The 25,789-nt window shown below is 60.4% G+C and carries 17 protein-coding genes; 14 read left to right on the top strand and 3 right to left on the bottom strand.

Annotated features, from left to right (window positions below; translation table 11 throughout):
* The first annotated feature begins 73 nt into the window (after positions 1 to 73).
* From MOP44_RS27270 to MOP44_RS27245, 6 genes are all read left to right on the top strand, one after another.
* Complete coding sequence (locus tag MOP44_RS27270) at positions 74 to 1,591, top strand: protein adenylyltransferase SelO (RefSeq protein WP_260793726.1); 1,518 nt, start codon at positions 74 to 76, stop codon at positions 1,589 to 1,591.
* Between the two features lie 114 nt (positions 1,592 to 1,705).
* Positions 1,706 to 2,107, top strand: coding sequence for a hypothetical protein (locus MOP44_RS27265; RefSeq protein WP_260793725.1), 402 nt, complete (start codon positions 1,706 to 1,708; stop codon positions 2,105 to 2,107).
* Between the two features lie 312 nt (positions 2,108 to 2,419).
* The gene (locus MOP44_RS27260; protein WP_260793724.1) at positions 2,420 to 4,834 is read left to right on the top strand and encodes an ABC transporter permease; all 2,415 of its coding nucleotides are present in this window, start codon (positions 2,420 to 2,422) and stop codon (positions 4,832 to 4,834) included.
* 56 nt (positions 4,835 to 4,890) lie between these two features.
* On the top strand, positions 4,891 to 6,813 hold the full coding sequence (locus MOP44_RS27255; RefSeq protein WP_260793723.1) for a glycoside hydrolase family 15 protein: 1,923 nt from the start codon (positions 4,891 to 4,893) through the stop codon (positions 6,811 to 6,813).
* Positions 6,814 to 6,843: 30 nt separating this feature from the next.
* On the top strand, positions 6,844 to 7,893 hold the full coding sequence (locus MOP44_RS27250) for an SIS domain-containing protein (RefSeq protein ID WP_260793722.1): 1,050 nt from the start codon (positions 6,844 to 6,846) through the stop codon (positions 7,891 to 7,893).
* Between the two features lie 17 nt (positions 7,894 to 7,910).
* Positions 7,911 to 9,170, top strand: a complete 1,260-nt coding sequence (locus MOP44_RS27245; RefSeq protein ID WP_260793721.1) for an MFS transporter — start codon at positions 7,911 to 7,913, stop codon at positions 9,168 to 9,170.
* 12 nt (positions 9,171 to 9,182) lie between these two features.
* Here the strand turns inward: MOP44_RS27245 and MOP44_RS27240 are convergent, their stop codons facing one another.
* A complete protein-coding gene (locus MOP44_RS27240) occupies positions 9,183 to 10,220 on the bottom strand; it encodes a hypothetical protein (protein ID WP_260793720.1) in 1,038 nt (345 codons plus the stop codon).
* Between the two features lie 297 nt (positions 10,221 to 10,517).
* Here MOP44_RS27240 and MOP44_RS27235 point away from each other — a divergent pair, with 297 nt between their 5' ends.
* From MOP44_RS27235 to MOP44_RS27215, 5 genes are all read left to right on the top strand, one after another.
* Positions 10,518 to 11,423, top strand: a complete 906-nt coding sequence (locus MOP44_RS27235) for a polyphosphate kinase 2 family protein (protein ID WP_260793719.1) — start codon at positions 10,518 to 10,520, stop codon at positions 11,421 to 11,423.
* A gap of 216 nt (positions 11,424 to 11,639) precedes the next feature.
* Positions 11,640 to 11,987 carry a hypothetical protein gene (locus tag MOP44_RS27230; protein ID WP_260793718.1) on the top strand — a complete coding sequence of 116 codons (348 nt, stop codon included), beginning with the start codon at positions 11,640 to 11,642 and terminating at the stop codon, positions 11,985 to 11,987.
* A 104-nt stretch (positions 11,988 to 12,091) separates the two neighbouring features.
* Positions 12,092 to 13,441, top strand: a complete 1,350-nt coding sequence (locus MOP44_RS27225; protein ID WP_260793717.1) for a TolC family protein — start codon at positions 12,092 to 12,094, stop codon at positions 13,439 to 13,441.
* Positions 13,438 to 15,021: a FixH family protein gene (locus MOP44_RS27220; RefSeq protein ID WP_260793716.1), complete on the top strand. Its 1,584-nt coding sequence runs from the start codon at positions 13,438 to 13,440 to the stop codon at positions 15,019 to 15,021. Before MOP44_RS27225 ends, MOP44_RS27220 begins: the two co-directional genes overlap by 4 nt.
* Positions 15,021 to 18,182, top strand: coding sequence for an efflux RND transporter permease subunit (locus MOP44_RS27215; protein ID WP_260793715.1), 3,162 nt, complete (start codon positions 15,021 to 15,023; stop codon positions 18,180 to 18,182). The genes MOP44_RS27220 and MOP44_RS27215 overlap by 1 nt, the downstream gene beginning before the upstream one ends.
* A gap of 72 nt (positions 18,183 to 18,254) precedes the next feature.
* Here MOP44_RS27215 and MOP44_RS27210 read toward each other — a convergent pair whose 3' ends face one another.
* Positions 18,255 to 21,668, bottom strand: a complete 3,414-nt coding sequence (locus MOP44_RS27210; RefSeq protein ID WP_260793714.1) for a TonB-dependent receptor — start codon at positions 21,666 to 21,668, stop codon at positions 18,255 to 18,257.
* Positions 21,669 to 21,991: 323 nt separating this feature from the next.
* Here MOP44_RS27210 and MOP44_RS27205 point away from each other — a divergent pair, with 323 nt between their 5' ends.
* From MOP44_RS27205 to MOP44_RS27195, 3 genes are all read left to right on the top strand, one after another.
* The gene (locus tag MOP44_RS27205; protein ID WP_260793713.1) at positions 21,992 to 22,996 is read left to right on the top strand and encodes an aldo/keto reductase; all 1,005 of its coding nucleotides are present in this window, start codon (positions 21,992 to 21,994) and stop codon (positions 22,994 to 22,996) included.
* Positions 22,997 to 23,284: 288 nt separating this feature from the next.
* Complete coding sequence (locus MOP44_RS27200; protein ID WP_260793712.1) at positions 23,285 to 24,214, top strand: aldo/keto reductase; 930 nt, start codon at positions 23,285 to 23,287, stop codon at positions 24,212 to 24,214.
* Positions 24,215 to 24,231: 17 nt separating this feature from the next.
* Positions 24,232 to 24,888: a UdgX family uracil-DNA binding protein gene (locus MOP44_RS27195; protein ID WP_260793711.1), complete on the top strand. Its 657-nt coding sequence runs from the start codon at positions 24,232 to 24,234 to the stop codon at positions 24,886 to 24,888.
* Positions 24,889 to 24,904: 16 nt separating this feature from the next.
* Here the strand turns inward: MOP44_RS27195 and MOP44_RS27190 are convergent, their stop codons facing one another.
* Positions 24,905 to 25,774, bottom strand: coding sequence for a hypothetical protein (locus MOP44_RS27190; protein WP_260793710.1), 870 nt, complete (start codon positions 25,772 to 25,774; stop codon positions 24,905 to 24,907).
* Positions 25,775 to 25,789 lie beyond the last annotated feature (15 nt).

Below are 25,789 nucleotides of genomic sequence, written 5' to 3'. Positions count from 1 at the left end.
GGAGTAGGGAGTAGGGAATAGGAACAACGAGATAGGATCGGGTGGCGGTGAGGCGCATCGAATAGGGATGAGTTTGACAAGTTCAGGTTCGCAGGAGCGCGCGGCGGAGAGCGGCGTGCAGTTTGGTTTCGACAATACGTATGCGCGGTTGCCGGAGCGGTTTTATGCGCGGCTCGATCCGACGCCGGTGGCGCAGCCGCGGCTGCTGAAGCTGAATGTGAAGCTGGCGGAGCTGCTGGGGCTCGATCCGGAGCAGCTTGCGAGCGCGGATGGCGTGGAGATTCTGGCTGGGAATCGTGTGGCGGCGGGATCGGAGCCGCTGGCGCAGGCGTATGCGGGGCACCAGTATGCGCACTTCGTTCCGCAGCTTGGTGATGGGCGCGCGAATCTGCTGGGCGAAGTCGTGGGGTGCGACGGCGTTCGCTATGACATTCATTTGAAGGGATCGGGGCAGACGCCGTTTTCGCGCAGAGGCGACGGGCGGGCCGCCGTGGGGCCGGTGCTGCGCGAGTACATTGTGGGCGAGGCGATGGCGGCGTTGGGGATTCCCACGACGCGGGCGCTGGCGGCGGTGGCGACGGGCGAGCAGATCATGCGGGAGGTTCCTCTGCCGGGTGCGGTGTTGACGCGGGTGGCGGCGAGTCATCTGCGCGTGGGCACGTTTGAGTATTTTGCGGCGCAGGGCGATGCGCATGGTGTGAAGACGCTGGCGGATTATGCGATTGCGCGGCACTATCCAGAGGCGGCGCAGGCGGAGCGCAGGTATCGCGCGCTGCTCGATGGAGTGGTTGCGCGGCAGGCGCGGCTGGTAGCGCAGTGGATGATGGTGGGGTTTGTGCACGGCGTGATGAACACCGACAACACGTCGATATCGGGCGAGACGATTGACTATGGGCCGTGCGCATTTATGGAGGCGTTTCATCCGGCGACGGTGTTCAGCTCGATCGACCGGCAGGGGCGGTATGCGTGGGGGAATCAGCCGCGGATTCTGCTGTGGAATTTGACGCGCCTGGCCGAGGCGCTGATGGCGGTGCTGGTGGAGGAGGCGGGAAGTCCCGAGGCGGGGCTGGAATCGGCGACCAAGGCGCTGGAGGCGTTTGCTCCGCAGTATGAGGCGGCGCAACTGGCGGGGCTGCGCAAGAAGCTGGGGCTGTTCACGGAGCAGGACGGCGACATGGACCTGGTGAAGGATTTGCTGGAGCGCATGGCGGCGAATGGCGCGGATTTTACGCTGACGTTCCGGCGGCTGGGCGATGCCGTTCTTGGGGACGATGAGGGTGTGCGGGCGCTGTTTGCGGATGGTGCGGCGTTCGACGAGTGGGCGCTGACGTGGCGGGCGCGCATGGGTGTTGAGTCGGTGGCGCCGGAGGAGAGGGCGGCGCGGATGATGCGGGTGAATCCGATTTATATTCCGCGGAACCATATGGTGGAGGCGGCTCTGAATGCTGCGGTGACGCGCGAGGATCTGCGGCCGTTCGAGGAGTTGCTGGAAGCGGTGATGCAGCCGTATGAGGAACGCGCGGGGTGGGAGCGGTTTGCGGTGCCGGCAAAGCCGGAGGAGCGGGTGGTTGCTACGTTCTGCGGGACGTAGGGCACCTGCGGTGCGGCTGACTGCGGCTTCGCCGCCATTCCGGGCGGGATAAGATTGAGCCCAAACGCAGAAGACGCGCTTAAGATGGGGCACATCGGCGGCTAGACTTAAGCCATGACCGAGGATGCAGCCAAAGGACTAGAACCCTCGAAACGTCCTCTTACAAGCGACGAACGCGATCTTGTCCGATGGCTAGTCGAACATAGTGAGTCTGAGATCCCCGATCTGTTGCAGCAGATCGAGCGACTGACGGTGTTCGAGAAGTGCACTTGCGGTTGTCCTACCGTCTACTTCGCCCTCGATGGAGAGCCTGTTTCGAGCAAGGGCGAACGAATCATTAGTGACTGGCTGGCCACTGTTAACGGGGATCTCGTTGGAGTGATGCTGTTCCAGACAGATGGTCGTCTCAGTTCCATGGAAGTTTATTCCTGTGCGGGAACCGACGAGCCCTTCGGTCTTCCAGCTATCGATTCGCTATTCCCTTACGAAGACGCGCCTGATCGTGGCTTCAAGTAGCAGGCTCCGAGTCAAAGCGGAGTCCGAAGCCGTGGCAATCAAGTGCGCAGAAGCAACCACAGATCCCTCACTCCGCTGCGCTCCACTCGGGATGACAGTGGCTGGGGAGTAGGCGTGAGCCAGAGGTTTTGCGCGACGCGGGAGTAGAGCAGCAGATTCCCTCCGGGAATGACAGACAAGAAAAGCAAGAGCAAAGGCAAATGCAAAAAGCGGGTCCTTCGCCTGCGGCTCAGGATGACAACTCCGTGGGGGGAGCCGAAGGCTTCTGAGCTGCCGGGAACTTTGGGGTGGGGTGGCGCGTACCCTGTTTGCATGTTTGGCGATCTGAAGCTTGCGCTGCGTCAATTGGGCAAATCGCCGGGGTTTGTTGTGACGGCGATTGTCACGCTTGCACTGGGAATTGGCGCGAACGCCATTGTGTTCAGCGTGCTGAATGCGCTGGTGTTGCGGCCGGTGAATGTTCCGCATCCGGACAATCTCTACATGGTGCAGCGGTTCACGTATCCGTCGCACTCATATCCGGATTATCTGGATTTGCGCGATAAGAATCGCACGTTCCAGAACCTGGTGACGTTCGACATTGTGGGTCCGCAGGGCGTGGATACGGGCGGGAATCCGTCGACGGCGTGGCCGTTTCTGGCTAGCGGGAACTACTTTGACGCCCTGGAGATTCAGCCATACCTGGGGCGGTTCTTTCATGCGTCGGACGAGAAGGGAGACAGCAGCGCTCCCTACGTGGTGCTGAGTTATGCGTACTGGCACAGCTACTTCCACGGCGACAAGAACGTGGTGGGCAAGCCGGTGTCGATCGACAAGCATCCGATGACGATCATCGGCGTGGCGCCTCCGGATTTTCGCGGGACGGAACTGTTTTTCGCGCCGGCGATGTGGATTCCGATGGTGGAGAAGCCCACGCTGATGGGGTCGAATTTGAAGGAGCGCGGGAATCACTCGCTTTTCGTGATTGGACGGCTGAAGCCGGGGGTGACGGCGACCGAGGCGACCGCGGACCTGAATGCGTTGGGCGCGTGGATGGCGAAGACGTATCCGGCGCAGGATGATGGAATCAAGTTCACGCTGGCGCGGCCGGGGCTGGTGGGCGACATGCTGGGCGGGCCGGCGAAGGCGTTCATGGCGGGGCTGATGGGGCTGGCCGGGTTGATTCTGCTGGCGGCGTGCGCGAACCTGGGCAGCTTGTTCGCAGCGAGGGCGGCTGACCGCGCGAAGGAAGTGGCGCTGCGGCTGGCGCTGGGTTCGAAGCGCGGATTGATTCTGCGGCAACTGCTGACCGAGGCGATGATGGTGTCGCTGGCGGGCGGGGTGGTGGGGCTGGGCGGTGGCATTGTGCTACTGCGGATGCTGAGCGCGTGGCAGCCGATTCCGGATGTGCCGATCAATGTGCCGGTGAATCCGGATGTACGCACGTATGCGGTGGCACTGGTGCTGGCGCTGGTGAGCGGATTGCTGTTCGGGATCGTGCCCGTTCGGCAGGTGATGCGGTCAGATCCGTGGCAGGTGATAAGGACGGGGCAGAGCGTGGCCGGAGCGATGCGGCGCTTTACGATGCGCGACGTGCTGCTGGTGGTGCAGATTGCGATTTGCGGGGTGCTGGTGACGTCGTCGTTTGTGGCGGTGCGTGGGCTAGCGCGGTCGCTTCATTCGAACTTCGGGTTCCAGCCGCAGAACGTGGTGCTGGCGAGCACGGATCTGCGGATGTCGGGGTATAAGGACGATGATTCGTCGGCGGTGCAGAAGCGGATGATTGATGCGATTGCGGCGATTCCTGGCGTGACGGCGGTGGGATCGACGAGCAATATTCCATTGGGGCTGGGCGGAGGCGATTCTTCTGTCTACAAGGACACGACGACAGATTTCCGGCCGACCAATTCGGTTGCGGATGCGATGAACTATAACGTTTCGCCGGGGTACCTGGAGGCGTCGGGAACGAGGCTGCTGGCGGGCAGGAATTTCAAGGCCAATGACGACAAGAATGCGCCGACGGTTGCGATTGTGAATCACGAGTTCGCGGTGAAGGTGTTCGGCTCGGTGGAGAAGGCGGTTGGTGGGCACTTCAAGTTTTGGGGCGGAAAGCGCGCCGAGGTGATTGGCGTGGTGGAGGATGGACGCTATCGCACGCTGACCGAAGACCAGATGGCCGCGATGTTCTTCTCGTACCAGCAGCACACGGACACGAGCACATGGCTGGTGGTGCGCTCGAACAGAGAACCGTCGGAGTTGATTCCGGCGCTGGAAAAGACGCTGCATGGGGTCGATCCGAGCCTGCCGTTGGGCGTTCTCACGTGGACGGAGGAGATGGACAGCGCGTTGTTTGCGGCGCGCGTGGCGACGGTGGCGCTGGGTGCGCTGGGCATGCTGGGGGCGATGCTGGCAGTGACGGGGATCTTCGGCATGGCGTCTTATACGGTGAGCAAGCGCATGCGCGAACTGGGTATTCGCGTGGCGCTCGGCGCGGGGCAGAAGCAGATTTTGGGCGCATCGCTGGGAAGGGCGTTCCGGCTGCTGAGTATCGGGTCGATTGCCGGTGTGGTGCTGGGCTTGATGGCGACGCGCGTGTTGTCGTTCATCGTGTACCAGGCGACGCCGAAGGATCCGTGGGTGCTGGGCGGGGTGAGCATGACGATGCTGGTGCTGGGTCTTCTGGCGTCGTTGCTGCCGGCGCGAAGGGCGCTGGCTGTGAATCCGCTGGTGCTGCTGAAGGACGAGTAGCGCGTTAATCGGGCGAGTTGCGAAGTGCACGGTGTGGGCTTGAAACTAGGCACGCCATGCGATTCGTCCGATTTGCCGCGTTGTTGCTCGCGTGCCTGCTGAGCGCTTCTTCGTTAAGTGCTTCGCATCTCGTCACTGGAAATGGATTTGGCTTCGCGGTTGTCGCGCCGGAATCGGGCGCGGTGACGAAGGTCTACGCGCATCCCTATAGCTTTACGCATCCTGATCCGCAGAAGCCACTGAGCGAGGGAATTGAGACGGCCAGCTTTGTGAAAGAAATTGCGTGGCGCGGTGCGGATGCGAGCAATCCGACGGCTGATTATGTCGATGATTCGCAGGTGATTCGCATTGAGCGCGCGGACGGCGAGGGGTGGTGCTTCATGCCGTTCGGCTTTGGGCACGCCGCGGTGATTGTGGGATGGAATCCGGGAGTGGAGCGAAGCGGCAACTGGCATGTGGAGTGGAACCGGCGCGTCGTTGGGGAGAGGACGATTCGAGTTGAGGGGCAGGAGCTAAGCGTTCTGCGATTCGATGGGCTCGAAGAGTCGTTGCTGTTGATTCCGATAGGGGATGCGCGGGGTACGGGGCGGGGTGAGCCGGGGCAACCGCTGGCGGGAAATTCAGCGTGGGCGATGGTATCGCTTGAGAACGATGCAGATGCAGAGGGACTTGCGAATGACTTTGCGAAGTGGCGCGCGGGGCTGGCGGTATCGAAGTTGGCGACGCGCGAGATCGAGGAAGTCGAGCAATGGCGCGTGAAGCCGGCAGCGCAGTTTACAGGCGAGGCTGAGCGGCACTTGTGGCGGCAGAGTGAGATGATGCTGCGGATTGCGCAGAGTCGCGAGCCTAACAGGCCGGGGCGGTATGGGAATGGGCTCATCGTTGCGAGCCTGCCGGATGGGATCTTCTTTACACCGTGGGTGCGCGATATGGCGTGGGCGACGGTGGCGTTTGCGCGGATGGGACATCGCGCGGAGGCCAGGGCCGCGCTGCTGGCGTATTTCAATGCGCGGCCAACGGGGAAGATGAAGGCCGAGACCGCGGGGGCTGATTACCAGATCTCCGTGGTGCGCTACTTCGGTGATGGTGCGGAGGAGCCGTTCTTCACGCAGGAAGGCAGCACGAATATTGAATTTGATGACTGGGGCGAGGCGCTGTGGGTGCTGGGTGAGTATCTGCGCGCTTACGATGAGCCGGGGCTGCTGCAGGAGCGGACGTATCGAGGAACCGTGTATGAGACGGCGCGCGATTTCATTGCGAAGCCGCTGCTCAAGAATACGGAGAAGTTCGGCGGTGGGGTGATCGTGAATGCCGATACGTCGATTTGGGAGGAGCACCAGAAGGATAAGAAGCACTTCGCGTTTTCGACGGCTATGGCGATTGTGGGGCTGAAGAGTCTTGCGGAAATCACGCGGCGCGCGGGAGACGAGGCGACACATGGGGAGATGCTGAGGCAGGCCGATCTGCTGACGAAGGGATTCAATGCGGCATTCATTCGCGACGGGCATCTGCATGGAACGCTGGAGCCGGGGGTAAAGAATGACATTGACGGTGCGCTGCTTCAGATCATCAACTTCGGCGTGGTGACGAATGACGCGCTTGTGCGCGACACGCTGGAGAGAATGGCGCTGCTCAAGGTGGCGTCGGGTGGTTACAGGCGCGTCCGCGGCACTTATACCGATCCATCGATTTACGAATATTGGTATGAGCAGGAGGAGTTCCTGTTTGTGGACTTCAACCTGGCGGAGGTCTATCGCAAGCAGGGCCGGAGCGATGAAGCGGCGGCGATGCTGACGCGCATTGAGGAGAAGGCAGCGGCGGATCACAACATTATTCCCGAGATGTATGTTGCGGTGCCGTGCGAGTTGTTTCCGGGAAAGATCGGGGATCCGACGGGAGCGCTGCCGATGGTGGGATACGGGGCGGGCGAGTTCATTCTGCATTTGCTGGACCGAGAGAAGTCACATGGTCATGCGTGAGTTCCGCCTTTGGCGCGAGAAGGAGGAGATGTGGGATTCGATCCGGAGTCGGTGAAGGGAAGATATTTGGATGATTTGCTGGATCAGCCGCGGGCGCTGCGCGCGACATGGAACAGGTTGAAGGATGATGCGGTCTTCGAGCAGATTGCGAGCGCATGTGCGGCGTCGGAATTCGATCGCGTTGTACTTACGGGGATGGGCGGATCGTTTTTCGGATTTCATCCGCTGAGCATTGAACTTGCCGAGCACGGATGGACGCCGATGATGATCGAGACATCAGAGCTGATCCATTTCTATCCGCAATTGCTGACGCCGCGGAGCCTGGTGATCGCGGTGTCGCAGTCGGGCAGGAGCGCGGAGACTGTGCGGCTGCTGGAGATGAATCGTGGTAGCGCGACGGTGATCGGAGTGACGAATGATGCGAGCAGTCCGTTGGGGACGGAGGCGATGTTCCCGGTGCTGATGGCAGCGGGTGAGGAGTATTCGGTTTCGTGCAAGACGTATGTATCGACGCTGCTGGCGCTGAATGTGATTGGCACGGCGCTTTGCGGTGTGGAGCGAGTGGAGCGGCTGCGCGATCTGGAATCTGCGCCCGACGTTGCGGAAGTCTATCTGCGGAACTGGAAGAGCCATGCGGCCGAGCTTGTGGAGTTGTTGAGCGGTGTGAAGGATGTGTTTCTGGTGGGCCGCGGGGTCTCGATGGCGGCGGCGCAGGCGGGTGCGCTGATCATGAAGGAATCGGCCCACGTCCATGCGGAAGGGATGAGCAGTGCGGCGTTCCGTCACGGGCCGTTTGAGATGCTGAGGCCGGACATGTTTGTGGGCGTCTTTGCAGGCGACGCGAGGACGAGAGCGCTGAATGAGCAACTACTCAAAGATGTGCGCGGGACTGGCGCGCGGGCAGCGTTGTTTGCTCAGGACGCTGAGCTGGCCGCATGCAGGTTGCAAGATGTGCCCTCGGCGTTGATGCCGATTGCGGAGATTCTGCCGGCACAGATGATGACGCTTGCGCTGGCGGCGCTGAGAGGGCGAGAGCCGGGGAAGTTCGAGCGGGTGAGCAAGATTACGGCGACTGAATAGCGGAAGGCGGGACGGCGATGAAAAGAAACCGATGGATGGCCGCGCTCGTGTTCCTGGTGTTCTTTGTGCTGTCGCTGCTGACCAACATTCTGGGACCGATTATTCCGGATATTATCGACAGCTTTCACGTGAGCCTGACGGCGGCCGCGTTTCTGCCGTTTGCGTTCTTTCTGGCGTATGGGGTGCTTTCCATTCCTGCCGGTTTTTTGGTGGAGAAGCTGGGCGACAAGCCGGTGATGGTGCTGTCGTTTGCGGCGGCAATGGCTGGCGCGTTGGCGTTTGCGACGGAGCCGGTCTATTGGGTTGCGCTGGTGTCGCTGTTCACGATTGGCGCAGGGATGGCGATGCTGCAGGTAGTGATCAATCCTCTGCTGCGCATTGCGGGCGGGGAGGAACATTTCGCTTTCAACTCGGCGTTTGCGCAGTTTGTGTTCGGCGCGGCGTCGTTTATCAGCCCCCATATCTACTCGTATATGGTGAATAACCTGCCCAATGCGCAAGCGCGCGGTGGGTTGTTGCAGGTTGTTGAGCGGGTGACTCCGGCGGAGCTGCCCTGGGCGTCGATCTACTGGATCTTCGCGGCGGTTTCGGCGGCGATGCTGGTGACGGTGGCGCTGGTCAGGTTTCCGCAGATCGTTCGGAAGGAGGACGAACAGGCTGGCAGTGTGAGCACCTACGCGCAACTGATGAAGCGCAAGGTTGTGTGGCTCTACTTCGGATGTGTTTTCGCGTATGTGGGTTCAGAGCAGGGAACGGCGAACTGGATTTCGAGATTCCTCTCGCAGTATCACGGATTCGATCCGCACACGACGGGGGCGGATGCGGTTTCATGGTTCTGGGGATTGATGACGGCGGGATGCTTTCTGGGGATGATTCTGTTGAAGTGGTTCGATAGCCGGCGCGTGCTGCTGGGGTTTTCCGCATGTGCGCTGGTTGGGCTGAGCGTGGCGTTGTTTGGGCCGGCTGGGGTGTCGCTCTATGCGTTCCCGGCGATTGGATTCTTCGCGTCAATCATGTGGCCGACTGTTATGTCTCTGGCGCTGAATTCAGTGGCGGAACATCACGGCACGTTTGCGGGGATTCTGTGCACGGGGATTGTGGGAGGCGCAGTTGTGCCTCTCATCATCGGGCGAATTGGCGATGTGGCGGGGTTGCGGACGGGGATGGTGTTTCTCTACGTAACGTTTGGATGCGTGTTGAGTGTGGGCCTGTGGGCCAGGCCCATTATCAGCAATGCCACGCTGGGAACCAAGGCGGAGAACACGCTGGCGACGTAAGCGGCACTCGAGTTATTGCTGGTCGATGCCGTAGACGGGGACGTTCTGGTCGATTTTGAAGACCAGGGCGGTGGCGCGGGCGGTGTAGTCGGATTGCGCGAACTTGTCATGCATGCGGGTAACGAGCTCATGCGCGTGGTTCTTGGCGGAGTCGGCTTTCTTGTCGCTGTTATCGGCGTTGAACATATCGACGAGCACGCACTGGCGGTAGACGGCGTTGTAGAGCGCCTGCGCGGTGCGGGGCCCGTCAGGATGCTCAGAGGCGTACTTCTCGTATAGCTCAGTTTCCTTTTCGGGGCACTTTTCCTGGCCCTGCCAGTCGCCGCAGAGCTTGTTGTCGAGCAGTTCGAAGGCGGCCATATCGGCCTGGCGCGTGTGCGGGAAGAACTTGATGACGCGCTTCATGTCATCTTCGTTGATCTGGGCGCGCATATAGGGATCGCGCTCCTTTGCGGAGGGACGGGATTGGACGTCGGCCTTCTGAATCTGCCATGCGATGTCGGCGGAGCGCCAGGCGGCTTCAGGGGCCAGAGGGGAATTCTGGAACATCTCGACGAGGCGGCGGTAGAGCAGGCGGGCGATTTGCGCGGCGTTGGCGGGACCACGGGGGTCCGAGGCCGAGGCTTCTTCATTGGCGGCTTCGCCCATGAGGATCTGGTCGCCGTTGGCGGTGTTCTCGTCGACGATGCCGCGGGCTTCCAGCCAGCCGGAGACGGGAGGAGCGATGTCGTTGTCGCCGCCAACCCAGGGCTCGTCGTCGGAGCTGTGCATTTGCTGCGTGTCAGTGTTGGCGAAGACGCGGAGCCAGCCGCCGCTGCGTTCGGCGATAACCATCTCGCGGCCGGGGGCGACGTGCTGGACCTTCTGCGCGGTGCGGCTGGGGGAGACGTAAAGCCAGGCGGTTTGCAGGGCGGTGGCGCGGGGGCCGGCGAGCGGCTTAACGATTTCGTCCTTCTGTTTCTTCTGGGCGGCGAGGGGGGAGCACTGGACGGCGGCCAGCGAAGCCAGGAAAAGCGCGAGGAGCCAAGGCGGGATTGGGCGGATTCTCATCAAGGGAATCATAGATGAACGACGCGGCGAACGGTGGAGGGTGAGCGGAGCCGCGGCGGGGGGAGGCCGGGACAGGCGGCCGGCTCGGTCTCGGGCGGTTGGCGTAAGGTGAATGAGAACCGTTAGTTCTGCCAGTGTGCAGGGGCTTCTTGAACACTGAGTTTTGTGAGAGCATTCATGGCGATGCGGCTGTGCCCAAGCGGCGCGGCTCTGTTGAGCCGCATAGTTTCTGGCGGCCGCATACACGGCACGGACGAACCGGTATTTAGAGGCCGGACCAGGGGGTGAGTACCTTCGATGAAGACGAAGCAGATCATCAAGAGATCCGCGGCTTTCTCAAAGCCTTTTCGGGTGACAAACGGGAAGAAGTTCAAGCTGAAGGATTACGATCCAGGCGACACGGGCGGACTTGATTCGGAAGACAAACCGCGCGCCAAAGAAGCACTCCAGACCGGCGTGCAGGTGCTTGCTGAGTTGCAGGACATGCTTTATGCGCAGAGGACATGGTCTCTGTTGCTTGTGTTTCAGGCGATGGATGCAGCAGGGAAAGACGGCGCGATTAAGCACGTCATGTCGGGAGTCAATCCGCAGGGCTGCCAGGTGTATTCGTTCAAGGGGCCGAGCGCGGAGGATCTTGATCACGACTACCTGTGGCGCTGCGAGAAGTGTTTGCCGAACCGCGGAAACATCGGGATCTTCAACCGGAGCTACTACGAGGAGACGCTGGTGGTGCGCGTGCATCCGGAGTATCTCCTGAAGCAAAAAATTCCGCCTTCGTTGATCACGAAGAAGGTGTGGGATGAGCGTTTCGAGGATATCCGGAACTTTGAAAGGCACATGAATCGGAACGGTACGGCGATCGTGAAGTTTTTCCTGCATGTATCAAAGGGCGAGCAGAGGAAACGATTCCTGCAGCGGGCCGACCTGCCGGAGAAGAACTGGAAGTTCTCGTCTTCGGATATGGCGGAGCGGGCTTACTGGAGCGAATACCAGAAGGCTTACGAGGACACGATCAGGAATACGGCGAGCCCGGAAAGCCCGTGGTACGTGGTTCCAGCCGATAACAAGTGGTTCAGCCGGGTGGTTGTGGCGGCGGCGGTGATCGACCGGCTCTCAGAACTCGGGCTGGCGTATCCGAAAGTTGACGAGAAGAAGCTTGAGGAGATCGCCAAGGCTCGAGAAGAGCTTATGGCCGCTAAATAACGTATAGCTCGTTCGTGGCGGGTAGGGGCGCCGTCTTCCTGGACGGTGCTTCTCCCGCCATTTGTTTTGGTGTTCCAGCTGCCAGGTTTTGCGGGGTGCGCTGGCGGGCAAGGCGCTGAGTTTGCCGTGGCGCTGAGAGAGGTGTGATTCAAATCACCGAGTCCGGAGTGCTATTCAGAGCATCCTGAATGTGCTGATTGGGCTTAGACTGTGACTATGGCGAGACGAAGCGCGTTCCTGGTGTTGGCGGTGGTGGTCCTGTGGGCCATGTCGCCGGCGCTCGCCTGCCTGGCGGCTGCGCCCTGCCATCAGTGCTGCCACGCGATGATGGTGGATTGCGACACGGCGACTATGGCGGCTCAGCCATGCTGCCAGTTGCAGTCTTCGAATACTGCCATTCCTGCGGACCGAGACGCGACGACCGAGCTTTCCTCCGGTGCGTTGCAGACGCTGGTTCTGGTGGATCTGCCGGATCTTTCCGGCGCAGCAGTACTGGAACGAATTCCGTCTAAGGCGCCACCTCCACGATTGCCGTCGGGCGCCAGCACTATCCTTCGAATCTGATAGCAGCCTCGATTTTGTGATTGAGGACTCGTGTGTCCCGGTGCGCGTTGCGCGCTCGGGCAGGCGTGTCCACGCCCATGAACGCAATTTGATTCGAGGCAAGAATGAAGACTCAATTTGGCGTGCTTTGCGCAGTTGCGCTTATCGCGCTTGCAGGGGAACGCTCTGTTTATTCGCAGGGTGGGGCCGGACCGCTGGCCTTCGGGAACTTCAGTGTGGTGGGCCAATCAGGTGCGCCAGCAACACCGGCGCTAACTCTGGATGAGATTGAGCGCATCGCGCTGGCGGAGAATCCAGAGATCCACGTGGCTGTGCGCAGGGTGGCGATGGCTGAGGCGCATGTTCCTACGACGGGGAGGCGCGATGATCCGCAATTCATGCTGCGCAACTGGCAGGTTCCGCTGAGTAAGCCGTGGGACTTGAATGCCGCGCAGAACATGCTGATGTTGAGTCAATCGCTGCCTGGGCCGGGGAAGCGGGACCTGCAGAGCAGTGTGGCGCAGGCGGACGTTGCGGTGGTGAAAGAGCAGCTTGAGCAAGCGCGGCTGCGGGTTCGCGTGGAGGCGCGCAAGGCATTCTTCGATTTGCTGCTGGCGCAGGAAGAGATGCGTATCCACGATCAGCATGTGGGGATTGCGCGCCAGGCCGTTGAGGCAGCGCGCATCAAGTACACGGTCGGCAAAGTCCCCCAGCAGGATGTGCTCAAAGCGCAGTTGGCGGTTACGCGGCTTGAAGAGCACATGATTCGCTTCGAGCGCGACGCCGAGGTTGCGCGGGTGCGGATGAATACGCTGCTGGGCCGCGATGCCGAGACGCCGGTCAGGGTGCAGGGGGATTTCGGAATCAATTTGGATCTACCGGCTAAGAGCGAATTGGAGCAAGTGGCGTTCCGGTCGCGGCCTGATTTGCTGGAAGCGCAGGCGGTCGCCGAGAAAAGCCGCAAAGAGCAGGCGCTCGCGGGAAAGGCTTACGTGCCGGATTTCAGTGTGGCAGGCGGATACATGCTGATGCCGACTGGATCTGATCCGCGCAATAACTACATGTTCGAGGGATCCGTGACGCTGCCGTGGCTCAATCGCCGGAAGCACGATGCGGAGATCAATGAGGCGGCAGTCAAGGTGACGGAGCAGGATGCTGAAGTGGCTGCGATGCGCAATGCGGCTGCGGGACAGGTGGGCGAGGCGCTGGCCGGAGCGCGATCGGCGCAGCGGCTCGCGCGCATGTATCACGATTCGCTGGAGCCTCAGGCTGAGTCGACGTTGCATGCCGCGGTGATCGCGTATGAAAACAACCAGACCGATCTGCTGGACCTGATTGACAGCCAGATGGCGGTGATCGATGTGAACCTCGCGTGGTTGCAATCGATGGGCGAATTTGCGGCGAGCATGTCAGAGCTTGAGCTCGCGGTGGGAGCACCGGTTGAACAGAAGGCAACGCCGGAGGAAAAGCAATGAGCGACCGGATCTATCAAAAGGCATTTTTTCTCGTGTTAGCTGTGTGCGTTGTGCTGGCGGCGGCGGTTGGCTACTTGTATCTGCATCGGGGGCATTCCGCGGCGGTGGTGCAGAGCGATGATCCGGTGGTGGCGCGTGGTCCGGAGGTTGCGGGCGCGGTTACACCAAAGAGCGCAGTGTCTCCTGTAGCGGAACCGCAACTTGGATCTATTCAGATTTCGCCGCAGCGGCTGCAGCAGATCGGCGTGACCACTGCCGTTGCGGAGATGAAGAACGTGAGCGATAAACTCAGCGTTCCCGGCAATGTGGACATTGACGAGCAGAGCCTCTCGTATGTGCAGACGCGATTCGCAGGGTGGATTCAGAATGTCTATGCGAATGCGACGTATCAATACGTGAAGAAGGGGCAAAGGCTTTTCACGATCTATAGCCCGGACCTGGTGAGCACCGAGCAGGAGTACCTGCTGGCGAAGCAGAACCAGAAGTCTGTTGCGCACGATGCGCATGGAATGGCGGCGCAGGAGGGCGGGTGGCTGCTGGATGCGGCGGAAGAACGGCTGCGGCAGTTTGGTGTGCCGGCGCCGGAGATCGCCGCGCTCGAACAGAACGGCAAGGTGCAACGGGAGATCGCGATCGAATCGCCTGCTTCGGGTTTCATCACGGAGCGAACCGCTCTGCCGAATGCATACGTTCAGCCTGATTCGAAGCTGTATACGATTGCGGATCTTTCGACTGTGTGGGTTTATGCCAATGTGTTTCAGGAGGCAGTGGGACGACTGAAGCCGGGCGATCCGGCTCAGGTGTCAGTGGACGCGTATCCGGGGCGCGAGTTCAACGGCCGCGTGGATCAGATACTTCCGCAGGTGGACCCAGCAACGCGAACGGTGCGGGTGCGGCTCGTCTTCCGCAATCCGGGAGTGGTGCTGAAGCCGGGCATGTATGTGAAGGTCGATATCAACGTGGCGCTTGGGAAGCAGCTTGTGGTGCCAGCGTCCGCGGTGCTTCAGTCGGGCGCGCGCGCGGTTGCATTCATCGATCATGGTGAGGGCAATCTCGAGCCGCGGGAGGTGCAGACGGGGCCGCAAGTTGATGGCGCGATTGTTGTGCTCAAGGGGCTGCAAGCGGGCGATCGCATTGTGACGTCGGCGAATTTTTTGGTTGACTCAGAGGCGCAGTTGCAGGCCGCGCTGGGAGCATTCAATCCGCCGCAGCAAGGCGCGAATGCTGCTCCATCTCAAGCGCCCGGCGCGCAACCCGAGCAGATCAAGATTGCGATGACGACCGAGCCCGCGACTCCGCAGAAGGGGAAGAACACAGTTCGCATCACGGTTAGCGGAGCCGATGGGAAGCCCGTGGATGGAGTTCAGGTTTCGGCGGTCTTCTTTATGCCGGCGATGCCGGAGATGGGAATGGCCGCGGAGCGCGCCGCTGCTGCGCTGAATGCGAAGGGGCAGGGGAGCTATGAGGGACCGCTTGAGCTTCCGTCGGGAGGGACTTTTCAGGTCACCGTAACTGTTCAGCGCGCCGGCGCAACCATTGCAACGAAGAAGCTGACCGTTGCGGCCACGGGAGGGATGTGATGATCTCGCGGACGATTGCATGGTGCGCGCGCAATCCATTCCTGGTGTTTACCGGCGCGATTCTGCTGACGTTTGCGGGCGCGTGGTCTTTGGGGCGAGTGCCCCTCGACGCGCTGCCGGATATCAGCGATGTGCAGGTTGTGGTTCACACCAATTGGCCGGCTGAGCCGCCCGATGTTGTTGAAGACCAGGTGACGTACCCGATTGTGACGGCGCTGTTGTCGGCGCCGCACGTGAAGAGCGTGCGTGCTCAGACGATGTTTGGTGATTCCTGCGTGTTTGTAGTCTTCGATGACAGCACCGATCTTTATTGGGCGAGGTCGCGTGTCTCGGAGTATCTGCAACAGCTTGCAGGCAGGCTGCCGACGGGAGTGAATCCGGTGATTGGCCCGGACGCAACCGGCGCCGGATGGGTATATGAGTATGCGATCGTCGATCGGTCGCATACGCACAGCCTTGCGGACCTGCGCTCGCTTCAGGACTGGTTTCTGCGCTATCAGCTTGAGACGGTGCCCGGAGTGGCGGAGGTGGCGAGCATCGGCGGCTTCGTGCGGCAGTACCAGGTGAATCTCGATCCGCAGAAACTGTTTGTGTATGGCATTTCGGCGTCGACGGTGATCGATCGCGTACGGCAAAGCACGAATGAGGTTGGTGGTGACGTGCTTGAGTCGGGTGGCGCGGAGTACATGATTCGCGGGTTGGGGTATTTGCGGAATGTGGCTGATCTCGAGAGTGTTCCTGTCGCGAGCAAGAACGGCACGCCTGTGCTGGTGCGGGATCTGGGTACGGTGACGCTTGGGCCCGACGTGCGCCGTGGCGCGGCAGACTGGCAGGGCGAGGGCGAGACCGTCGGCGGCATCGTGGTGATGCGCTATGGAACGAATGCGCTGAATGTTATCGAAGGCGTGAAGGCGAAGCTCAAGGAGATCGGGCCGTCTCTGCCGGCAGGCGTCGAGATTGTGACGGGCTACGACCGCTCGTGGCTTATCAATCAGTCGATTCACACGCTGAAGCGCGACCTCATTATCGAGGCCATCATCGTCAGCTTCGTGAGTATCTTCTTTCTCTTCCACTTTCGTTCGGCGCTGGTTCCGATCATTACGTTGCCGATCGCTGTCCTGGCTGCGTTCATCCCCATGTACTACCTGCAGGTGAGCTCGAACATCATGTCGCTTGGAGGGCTGGCGCTGGCCATCGGCGTGCTCATCGACGCGGCTATCGTGATGGTCGAGAATGGCTACCGGCATCTCGCCGAGCGCGACGGAGCAGAGCGGATTCGTGGTGAGGAGCGGCGGGGGATCCTGGTTGGTGCGGCGCAGCAAGTAGGGCCGGCTTTGTTCTATTCGCTCATCATTATTGTTGTGTCATTCCTGCCGGTGTTTCTGCTTGAGGCGCAGGAAGGGCGCATGTTCCGGCCGCTGGCATGGACCAAGACGCTGGCGCTGATCTTCTCGTCACTGCTTTCGATCACGCTGGTGCCTGCGCTGATGCCGTTCTTCCTGCGTGGCAGGTTGCTGCCGGAGGCGAAGAATCCTGCTGCGCGCGTGAGCCAGGCGATCTATCTGCCAGTGCTGCGCTGGTGCCTGCGCCACTGGAAGATCGCGGTGGTGATCAACCTGCTATTCCTTGGTGCGACGGTTCCGATCTGGTTCAAGCTTGGCAGCCAATTCATGCCGGCGTTGTATGAGGGATCGTCGCTATACATGCCTAGTTCTCTGCCGGGGATTTCGATCACGCAGGCTGTTTCGCTCATGCAGCAGCAGGATCGGATCATACGGTCGTTTCCTGAGGTTTCGACGGTGTTCGGAACGGTGGGCCGATCCGATAGCCCGACTGACAACGCTCCGCTCGATATGTATGACACGACGATCATGCTGAAGCCGCGCGAGCAGTGGCGCGCGGGCATGACTTACGAGAAACTGATTCGCGACATGGATGAGAAGCTGCAGTTTCCGGGGCTCACGAATACGTGGACGATGCCGGTGGAGAATCGGCTGGACATGGAACTGACCGGGATCAAGACGGCGATTGGCATCAAGATCCAGGGGCCGGATGTGGCGCGGATACAGGATCTCGGCGCACAGATGCAGCAAGTTCTTTCCGCAATGCCGGAAGCGCGCTCAGTGTATGCCGAGCGTGTGTCGCAGGGGTTCTATCTAAATGTGGACGTGAACCGGCCCGCGGCGGCGCGCTATGGACTGACAGTTGGCGATGTGCAGCGCGTTGTGTCGTCGGAGATCGGGGGAATGAATATTGCGGAGAACATCGAGGGGCGGCAGCGGTTTCCTATCGCAGTGCGCTATCTGCACGATTTCCGCAGCAGCTCGGATAGCCTGTCGCAGGCGTTGATTCCGACGCCGATGGGTGAGCAGATTCCAGTGAGCGAAGTCGCGCGAGTTTACTACTCGCGAGGACCGGCGATGATTCGCGATGAGGATGGCTCGCTTACCGGGTACGTCTATCTCAACCTGAAGACAAGCGACTACGGCGGATTTGTCAATCGCGCGAATGCGCTCATGCGTCAGAAGATCGCGTTGCCCGCGGGATATACGTGGCGCTGGGCGGGAGAGTACGAGTTCGAGATGCGTGCGAAGGAGCGGCTCCTGATCATTCTGCCGATCGTGTTCTTCGTTATCTTCCTTCTGCTGTACCTCGTCTTCAAGTCCGTTGCTGAGGCTGCGGTTCTGATCTTCCCGACGTTCTACGCGATGTCAGGCGGGCTGTTGCTGCAGTGGTTTCTGGGTTACAACTTCAGCGTGGCGGTTTGGGTGGGTTACATCGCATTGTTTGGGATTGCGGTGGAAACCGGTGTGGTGATGGTTGTTTATCTGCATGAAGCGTTGGAGGAGCGGCTGCAGCAGAACACGCCGCTGACGGAGGCTGATCTTGTGCAGGCGACGATTGCGGGGGCTGTGCAGCGTCTGCGTCCAAAGCTCATGACGGTGACGGCGGTGATACTCAGCCTGGCCCCGATTCTCTGGGAGTCGGGGATCGGATCGGATGTGATGAAGCCGATTGCCGCGCCGATCCTGGGCGGGATGATCACTTCAACGATTCACGTTCTGATTCTGGTGCCGGTGTTCTTTCTGCTGATGAAGAGACGGGATCTGCGGGCGGGAAGGCTCCAGGGAAAGGCTCATGCCACGGTTGTGCACTCGTGAAGGTGGAGCGGTTCTCAACGCAAAAAAATGGGCGCTCTCTGAGAGAGCGCCTTCCCTGAATCGGACGCAAATTTAGAAGGACAGCCGCGCGCTCAACTGTATTTCGCGGCCGGGAGTGGATGCCTCGGTGATGCTACCGAAACTCGCTGTGTTGACGAAGCGGTTGGGCGTGCCGAGGTTGGTGTGGTTGAAGAGGTTGAAGAACTCGGCGCGGCCTTCGAAGCGCGCCTTTTCAGCGATGGAGAATTCGCGGACCACGCCGAAGTCCGTGGTTGTGGTGCCGGGTCCATAGACCGTGTTACGGCCGACGTTGCCGTAGGTGTAGGCAGGCGGCGTGGCGAACGCTGCGGGGTTGAACCAGGTGGTTGAGTTCTTTGTTCCACTCGTGAAGATGGGTTTGCCGGTGTAGTTGGCGCGGATTGGGTTCTCGCCGACGACCGTGCCGGCATTGGCGGTGTCGCCGAAGACGGAGATGGTGAGGGGGAAGCCCGTCTGTACCTGGTAGACGATGGAGGTGCGCCAGTCTTTTGTGAGTGCGTGCGTGAAGTTATTGCGGTTCCACGCATGCGGGCTGTAGACAGCGCTGATAGCGCCGCGATGGCGCACGTCGCAGCCAGGCCCCTTCTCGGCCTGCAGGTCGTCGTTGTTTTGCGGAATGGCGGACTCGAACATGGGCGAGCGGAAGTCAGGTGCGTTAGTGAGCGCCTTGGCCCACGTGTAGTTGGCGAGGAAGCTCAGACCGTTGGAGTAACGACGGCGGACATTGACGTAGCCGGCGTCATACCAGCTCTGCGCGGTGTTTTCGAGCAGGTTGACCGTGCTAACCGGAACGTGTCCGTCGAACGTTGGAGATAGTTTTACCGTAGGCGGGAAGGTGGAGTTGGGCACAAAGCTGAACCCTGGCCCATTGTTGACATAGTAGTGACGGCGCGGTTGGATGAGACCGGGGCCCGGCTCCGCGTTGTTGATCAGATGCGAGCGCTGTAGGTGGAATCCGCCGGACCCCAGGTAACCGAGTTCAAGAGTCGTTTCTTTCCCGAGCTGCTTTTCAACCGAGGCGCTCCACTGCTGGATGTATTGAGCCGGGGCGTGAAGCTGCATGCCGGTGAAGCTCACGACGGACTTGCCAAGCACGGGGTCGGGGAAGTCAAGGGGGGTTGGAACGCCGACGATGCTCGGAATGAAGGGATCGCTTTGCGAGGTCAATGGGAACACATAAGGAACATTGTGGCGCTGGTTGCACCATGTGTTCATGTCGACCGGTGTGTAGAAGATGCCGTAGGCGACGTGAGCGACCAAGCCCACAGATGGGAAGTTTTGCGCTAGACCCAGGCGCGGCGCGAAGTTGGTGCGGGGCGCGTACATCAGGCCCTTCGGGTAGCCATTCTGGCCGCCGATGAAAATATGCGGGTCGGGGCCGGAGAGGTCGAGGTTTGAATTGGTGTATTCGATATCAACAAGTGGAGCCATGTACTCGTAGCGCAGGCCGTAGGTCAGAGTTGTGGTCGAGCTGAGCCGCCACGAATCCTGGCCGTAGCCGTTCGCGTACCACTGGCGCAGGTCCATCTGGGGAACCCCGGCCTGGCCCTGGCGCGCCGCAGGCAAGCCGAGCAGGAAGCTGGCAAGCGATGCACCGGTCTTGCCGTCGTTGAGGGCGTACTTCGTGGTGAATCCGTTGGTGAACTGATAGAACCCGCGGTTCTGGAAGAATCCCCACATGGGCCAAATGAATTTTTGATACGCGCCACCGAATTTGAGTGAGTGGCGGCCAAGCTGCCAGCTCAGCGAATCGCGGCCTTCAACGACCGTGTCCCAGGCGTGCATGGGAGTGGCGCTGAACTGATCGCCCATGGGAGAGAATCCCTGCACGGTGAAGTAAGGAGCACCCCACGCGCCGGGTCCGCCGAAGCCGGTGCCGTGAAGGCCGAGCTCGGTGACGATGTCATTCTTGTAGGCGCTTTCAGTGCTGTGCATCATGACGAGGCGCGAGATGGCGCCCGAGAAGGTGTTGACCATGTGCGAGTTGAAGACATGGGTCCAGGCGAGGATGCCGTTCTGCGCCAGATCATCGTGGTAGAAGCCGAATCCGGGCAGTCCGACGGGGTGGAACCCGTACTCACCCCCGGCGGAGTAGCGGAAGTAAGCCGAGTCGTTGTTGCCAAAGTTGTGGTCAACGCGGATGGTGCCCTGATCGGTGTTCATGCGCTGCTTGCGCAGGTCGAGATAATTGTTCGCGTCGTTGCCGGCGCCAATAACGGTGGGCTGGCCCATCATGGTCATGCTGCCCATGTCCATTGTGTTGGGACGCGGCGTGTACTTCTGCAGCATGATGGAAGGCGCCTGCTGCAGGCGGTCCGGGGGAATGACGTTCAGCACGCCCCTGTACTGGAACTGATCGCGAATGACCTTCGGATTTGACTTGCTGGCCGGCAGCCCCGGATTGAAGTCAGGATTGTCACGCGTGGTATTGGGATCGTAGATGTCCACACCGCTCTGGCTGAAGTCGCCGCCCACTTCTTCTTCCGTGGGGACTGTGTCGACCATCGCCATGGTTTCGACGTGGCGGAGGCCTTCGTAGTTGACGAAGATGAAGGTCTTACCCAGGTGAGGAAGAGGTCCACCGATGCTGCCGCCGAAGTTGTTCTGGACGAGGAAATTGTTGCCCATGGAGTTGAACGTAGACGCGTCCATTGCGCCATTGCGCAGGAACTCGTAAGCGGTGCCATGCCAAGTGCCGGTTCCGGAGCGAGTAACGATGTTGATCTGGCCGCCGCCTGCGCCACCCATCTCGGCCGAGTAGCTGCCGGTCTGTACCTGGAACTCCTGCACGGCGTCGGGCGACGCGCTGATGTTCTGGGTGTTGAAGGTGGGGTCTGTGTTGGTTGCGCCGTCGAGCAGGAAGTAGTTGGCGTTGGGGCGCGAGCCGCCGATGGAGACGGCGGAGCGCTGGCCGGGGCGCCAGTAGAGCGGATTCATGTCGCCCGTGCCAGCGCCGTGGCTGATGTGTGCGCCGGGTACGGTGAGCACGAGGTCGATCATCATGCGGCCGTTCAGGGGCAGGGAATCGACGGAGCGCTGGTCGACAGTAGCGCCGACGCTGGAATCCTGTGTCTTGAGCAACTCGCCCTGCGACGCCTGGACGGTCACGGTCTGGCTTTCGCCACCGAGGCCAAGACGCACGTCGATTGTGGCCTGCTGTCCGACTTCAAGATCGATGGTCTGCTCTGTTTGACGGAAGCCTGTTGCATCCACAGAAACCTGATAGGAGCCAGGCAGCAGGCCGGCGATTTCATACAGGCCACTGGCGTTTGACGTGACCTCACGCTGGGCGCCCGTATCTTTCGCAGTGATGTGGATGTGCGCGTTGGGAACGACGTGGCTCTGGGGATCGAGGACGGAACCGCGGATCAGAGCGAGGTTACTCTGCGCGGCGCCGAGGGGCGCCATGGCCGCGAGGCACACGATGAGGAAGAACAGCTTGCGCATCTGGATTCTCCGAAAAAGGGTTGTAGCCGCCTGCGTGGACGGCGCCCGTGTATTGCTGTGCCCATTTTTGTGAGCTTGTGCTTTTGACTTAGGGGTATGCGAAAAGCCTACTTTGAAATGAGTTTCAAGCCTGAAATGTATGACGGTCATCCTCCCGGCGATGGGGGGAGAGGTCATACTTTCGATGGATTTGTGGTGGGCTGCTTTCTTGAAGGGCCATGCGATTCAGAGAAATACAGCCAACTCTCCAACTCTTTCGGCAATCCAAGCTCGGGTGCGGCCACCGGTCTCTTAGAGGGCGGCAAGCTTAGTGCGAGGTGAAGATGGCGGGTTCCGGCGCGATTCCAACGAGGCCGTTTGGGAAGACCGGCGTAAAGGTGTCAGCGCTGGGGCTGGGCGGTCATCACCTGGGCGCCGCTAAAGACGAACAGACGGCGGTTGAAATTGTCCATCGTGCGCTGGATGGCGGAATCACGTTCTTCGATTGCTGCTGGGAATACAACCGCGGCAAGTCGGAGGGTTGGCTCGGCAAGGGGCTGAAGGGCGCGCGAGACAAGGCTTTCCTGATGACCAAGGTCTGCACGCACGGGCGCGACGCCAGCCTGGCCATGCAGATGCTGGAGCAGAGCCTTCGCCGGCTGCAAACCGATCATCTTGATCTATGGCAGATTCACGGCGTGAGTTTTCCGAACGACCCCGATTTATTCATTCGCCCCGGCGGAGCGGCGGAGGCTCTTGAGAAGGCGAAGAAGGATGGCAAGGTTCGCTTTACCGGATTTACCGGCCACAAGGATCCCGATATTCACCTGGCGATGCTCAAGACGGGATTTGCCTTCGATGCCGTGCAGATGCCGCTGAATCCTTTCGACGCGAACTTCCACAGTTTCGAGCAGAAAGTGCTTCCTGTGCTGAACCAGCGCGGCATTGCTCCGATCGGGATGAAGCCGATTGGAGGGCACGGCGAGCCCGTGCAGAAGGGCGTGTTTACCGCGCAGGAGCTGCTGGGTTACGCGATGTCGCTGCCGGTTGCGGTGACGCTCTCTGGAGTTTCAGAGCCGGAGATCTTGGAGCAAAATCTCAAGGTGGCGCAAGGATTCACGCCGCTCAGTCAAGAAGAAATGCAGAAGCTGCGTGAGCGCGCGAAACCCTATGCAGGTGATGGGCAGTTCGAGCTTTACAAGGTGTCGATCAAATTCGATAACCCGGAAGCGCGCATCGCTCATGAGTTCCCATTGGATCCGAAGCAGGTGGAAGTGCAGCAGATGATCCACTCTACGCAGAACACTGGCCGGCCCTATCCGCAGGTGACGGATTCACCGGGGGCCTGAGCTCTTTGATCTGCTTCTATCTCATTTTGTGGAGCTCGCGCGATGCCGATAAGAACTAATTCAGACATTCGTACGCAGTGCAAAGATCAAGCGGTTTCGCAATCGGAGCTATCGCGCCGCAGGTTTCTGCAGGGGGCGGCGATGGCCGGCGCCTCTACTGTTATTACCGCTTCGGCTGCAGCCGGTTCGGAAGGACAATCGGGCTCTGCCACAGCGCACGCTCATGATCCTGCGGGCTCTGCCAATCCCATTATTCCGAACTTCAGTGGCCGTTATGGAGAAGATGCTGTGCCCGAGTTTCAATCGCCGAAGCGCCCGATGGGTAAGACGGGCCTGCAGGTTTCGATCCTAGGGGTGGGCGGCTATCACCTCGGCACCGCGTCCGGGCAGAGCGAAGTGAACAACATGGTTGCGAAGGCTCTCGATCGTGGCATCAACTTCTTTGACAACGCGTGGGAGTATCACAAGGGCATGAGCGAAGAGCGCCTTGGCACTGCTCTCAAGGGAAAGCGCGACCAGGCGATCGTGATGACGAAGCTGTGCACGCACGGACGCAAGAAGGACGTCGCGATGAAGCAGCTGGAGGAGTCACTCACGCGACTGCAGACTGACCATCTGGACGTGTGGCAAATCCACGAAGTGGTCTACTACAACGACCCGGAGCGCGCGTACGATCACGATGGAGCGGTTGAAGCGCTGGCCGCCGCGAAGCAGCAGGGCAAAGTGCGCTTCGTGGGATTCACCGGACACAAGGATCCTTCCATTCACCTGGACATGATTCATCGGGGCTTTCCCTTTGACGCGGTGCAGATGCCGATCAATGCGTTCGATCCTTCGTTTCGATCGTTCGAGCGCGAGGTGGTTCCTGTGGCGGTGCAGAAAGGGATGGCGGTGTTCTCGATGAAGAGTATGGGAGGTTCGGGCGAGGCCATCGTGCATGGAGCGCTCACGCCGAGCGAAGCTCTGTCGTATGCGATGAGCATTCCTGGAGTCTCCACCACGATCTCCGGTATGGACTCGATGGAAGTGCTCGACCAGAATCTGCGCATTCTGCATGACTTCAAGCCGTTGGCGACGGAGCAGTTGAATGCTCTGCGCGAGCATGGACGCCGTTTCAATGACGGGCGTTATGAGTTATATAAGAGCACGGTGAAGTATGACGGCGAACTGGGACGTGAACAGCACAACTTTCCCACGTCCGCCGAATTGCCTGCCTGAGAGGATGCGATGCACGTATGCCCGATCTTAAGAACAGTGCGGCTAAGTATGTTCCTGATTCGCGCGATTTGTCTGTGCTGACCGACGCGGTGCAGGAGTGTCGCGGGTGCGATCTTTATCGCAACGCTACGCAGGCGGTGTTTGGGATGCGAGATGCCGGGCCTGGCGATGTGGCCGGCGTCGAATTGATGATGGTGGGCGAGCAGCCCGGCGACCAGGAAGACAAGCAAGGCCGTCCGTTCGTGGGACCAGCAGGCAAGCTGCTGGATGAGTGTCTTGAGGAAGCGGGCATCGATCGCTCGCAGGTCTACGTGACCAACGCGGTGAAGCACTTCAAATGGGAGCCGCGAGGCAAAATCCGCCTACATAAGAAGCCTGGCGTGCGCGAGATTCGTGCGTGCAATCCTTGGTTGCAGGCGGAGATTCAGGCCGTAGAGCCGAGATTGATCGTATGTCTCGGTTCGAGCGCGGCACAGGCGCTGCTGGGCGCGCAATTCCGCGTCACGCAATCGAGAGGAGTGCTGCAGCACGCTGCGGGGCTGCCACCGCTTCTCGCGACGATTCATCCCTCTGCGATTCTGCGCGCCAGGACTCACGAAGACCGCGAGCGCGAGCGGCGCGCATTCATCGAAGATCTCCGCCAGGCCGAATCCATTCTGCGCCGCGTCCGCTGAAATCCGTACTCAGACTTCAGTGCGCTGCGGTTTGCGCCGATGGAGTTGCGAGTGAGGAGACCTGTCCTTCGATGACGGTGGCTACCTGGTTCCAAACCCGGGCATCGTTTTCAATTTCGTGGTGAGGCTTGTTGAACGTTCGTGGGAAGAAGGGGTAATTGCGACAGTCGATGTGCTGGCCATCGTACTTCATATGGAAGTTTCCAATGATCCGGGTGCGATCCGGGTCTTCGGCGGTGATTTCCGATCGACCGTGCAGCAGGCCCTCCGACTGAAAGAGATTGATGGCTGCATGAACATTTGGTGGTACGACGGTCGGGTGTTGGCCGGGTTTGCGCACGATGTCAATCTGGATGGTGAGCAGAACGGGGATGCCAATTTGATTGAGGTCTTGCGCAAACGCCACCGCTTCTGACGCTCCCCAGCTGTGGCCGTAAATGATGATCCTTGCGTGGCTCTTCTCATCGGCTGCAAGAAGTCCGTCATGATCGAGATCGAGTGCCTGCAGGACCGTCGCCATCGCTTGTCTGCTGTTGCGATTTGAGAAGGCCGCAACCTCGAGCGCGGACGGGTAGCGTTCTCGCAGGAAGTAACTGAACCAGACTTCCGGGTGTTTGGACTCGCGAGCCTCGACGAACCCTCCCAGAAAGCCAATGACGATCAATCCACGTGCTGATGCAGGTGTTTGCTCCTCTATCGGCTTGTCGCAGACCAGACGGAGCGCTTCTCTTACCTGGGGGTTCAATTTTGTGTTTCCGCAGACGGAGGCCGCAGGATGGCGGTATGACGGGAAGTTTGAGAGGATGGGCAGATCTGCGTTCGTTGTGAGCGGGAATCCGGCTAGTGGAGGTTCGTTGGTTTCCTTTCCATCGACCGCCGGCGGCATGGGCTCTGCATCTGC

The sequence above is a fragment of the Occallatibacter riparius genome, assembly GCF_025264625.1.
GTDB classification, from domain to species: Bacteria; Acidobacteriota; Terriglobia; order Terriglobales; family Acidobacteriaceae; genus Telmatobacter; species Telmatobacter riparius.
Note: the sequence above shows the minus strand (reverse complement) of the source record. Positions and strands in the feature narration are given on the sequence as shown.

Bases quoted from the DNA above. Each gene is read 5' to 3' on its own strand.
- MOP44_RS27205 (WP_260793713.1), top strand. From the start codon at position 21,992: ATGGCGGGTTCCGGCGCGATTCCAACGAGGCCGTTTGGGAAGACCGGC.
- MOP44_RS27215 (WP_260793715.1), top strand. From the start codon at position 15,021: ATGATCTCGCGGACGATTGCATGGTGCGCGCGCAATCCATTCCTGGTG.
- MOP44_RS27230 (WP_260793718.1), top strand. From the start codon at position 11,640: ATGGCGAGACGAAGCGCGTTCCTGGTGTTGGCGGTGGTGGTCCTGTGG.
- MOP44_RS27240 (WP_260793720.1), bottom strand. From the start codon at position 10,220: ATGAGAATCCGCCCAATCCCGCCTTGGCTCCTCGCGCTTTTCCTGGCT.
- MOP44_RS27245 (WP_260793721.1), top strand. From the start codon at position 7,911: ATGAAAAGAAACCGATGGATGGCCGCGCTCGTGTTCCTGGTGTTCTTT.
- MOP44_RS27225 (WP_260793717.1), top strand. From the start codon at position 12,092: ATGAAGACTCAATTTGGCGTGCTTTGCGCAGTTGCGCTTATCGCGCTT.
- MOP44_RS27235 (WP_260793719.1), top strand. From the start codon at position 10,518: ATGAAGACGAAGCAGATCATCAAGAGATCCGCGGCTTTCTCAAAGCCT.
- MOP44_RS27255 (WP_260793723.1), top strand. From the start codon at position 4,891: ATGCGATTCGTCCGATTTGCCGCGTTGTTGCTCGCGTGCCTGCTGAGC.
- MOP44_RS27210 (WP_260793714.1), bottom strand. From the start codon at position 21,668: ATGCGCAAGCTGTTCTTCCTCATCGTGTGCCTCGCGGCCATGGCGCCC.
- MOP44_RS27260 (WP_260793724.1), top strand. From the start codon at position 2,420: ATGTTTGGCGATCTGAAGCTTGCGCTGCGTCAATTGGGCAAATCGCCG.
- MOP44_RS27195 (WP_260793711.1), top strand. From the start codon at position 24,232: ATGCCCGATCTTAAGAACAGTGCGGCTAAGTATGTTCCTGATTCGCGC.
- MOP44_RS27220 (WP_260793716.1), top strand. From the start codon at position 13,438: ATGAGCGACCGGATCTATCAAAAGGCATTTTTTCTCGTGTTAGCTGTG.
- MOP44_RS27265 (WP_260793725.1), top strand. From the start codon at position 1,706: ATGACCGAGGATGCAGCCAAAGGACTAGAACCCTCGAAACGTCCTCTT.
- MOP44_RS27190 (WP_260793710.1), bottom strand. From the start codon at position 25,774: ATGCCGCCGGCGGTCGATGGAAAGGAAACCAACGAACCTCCACTAGCC.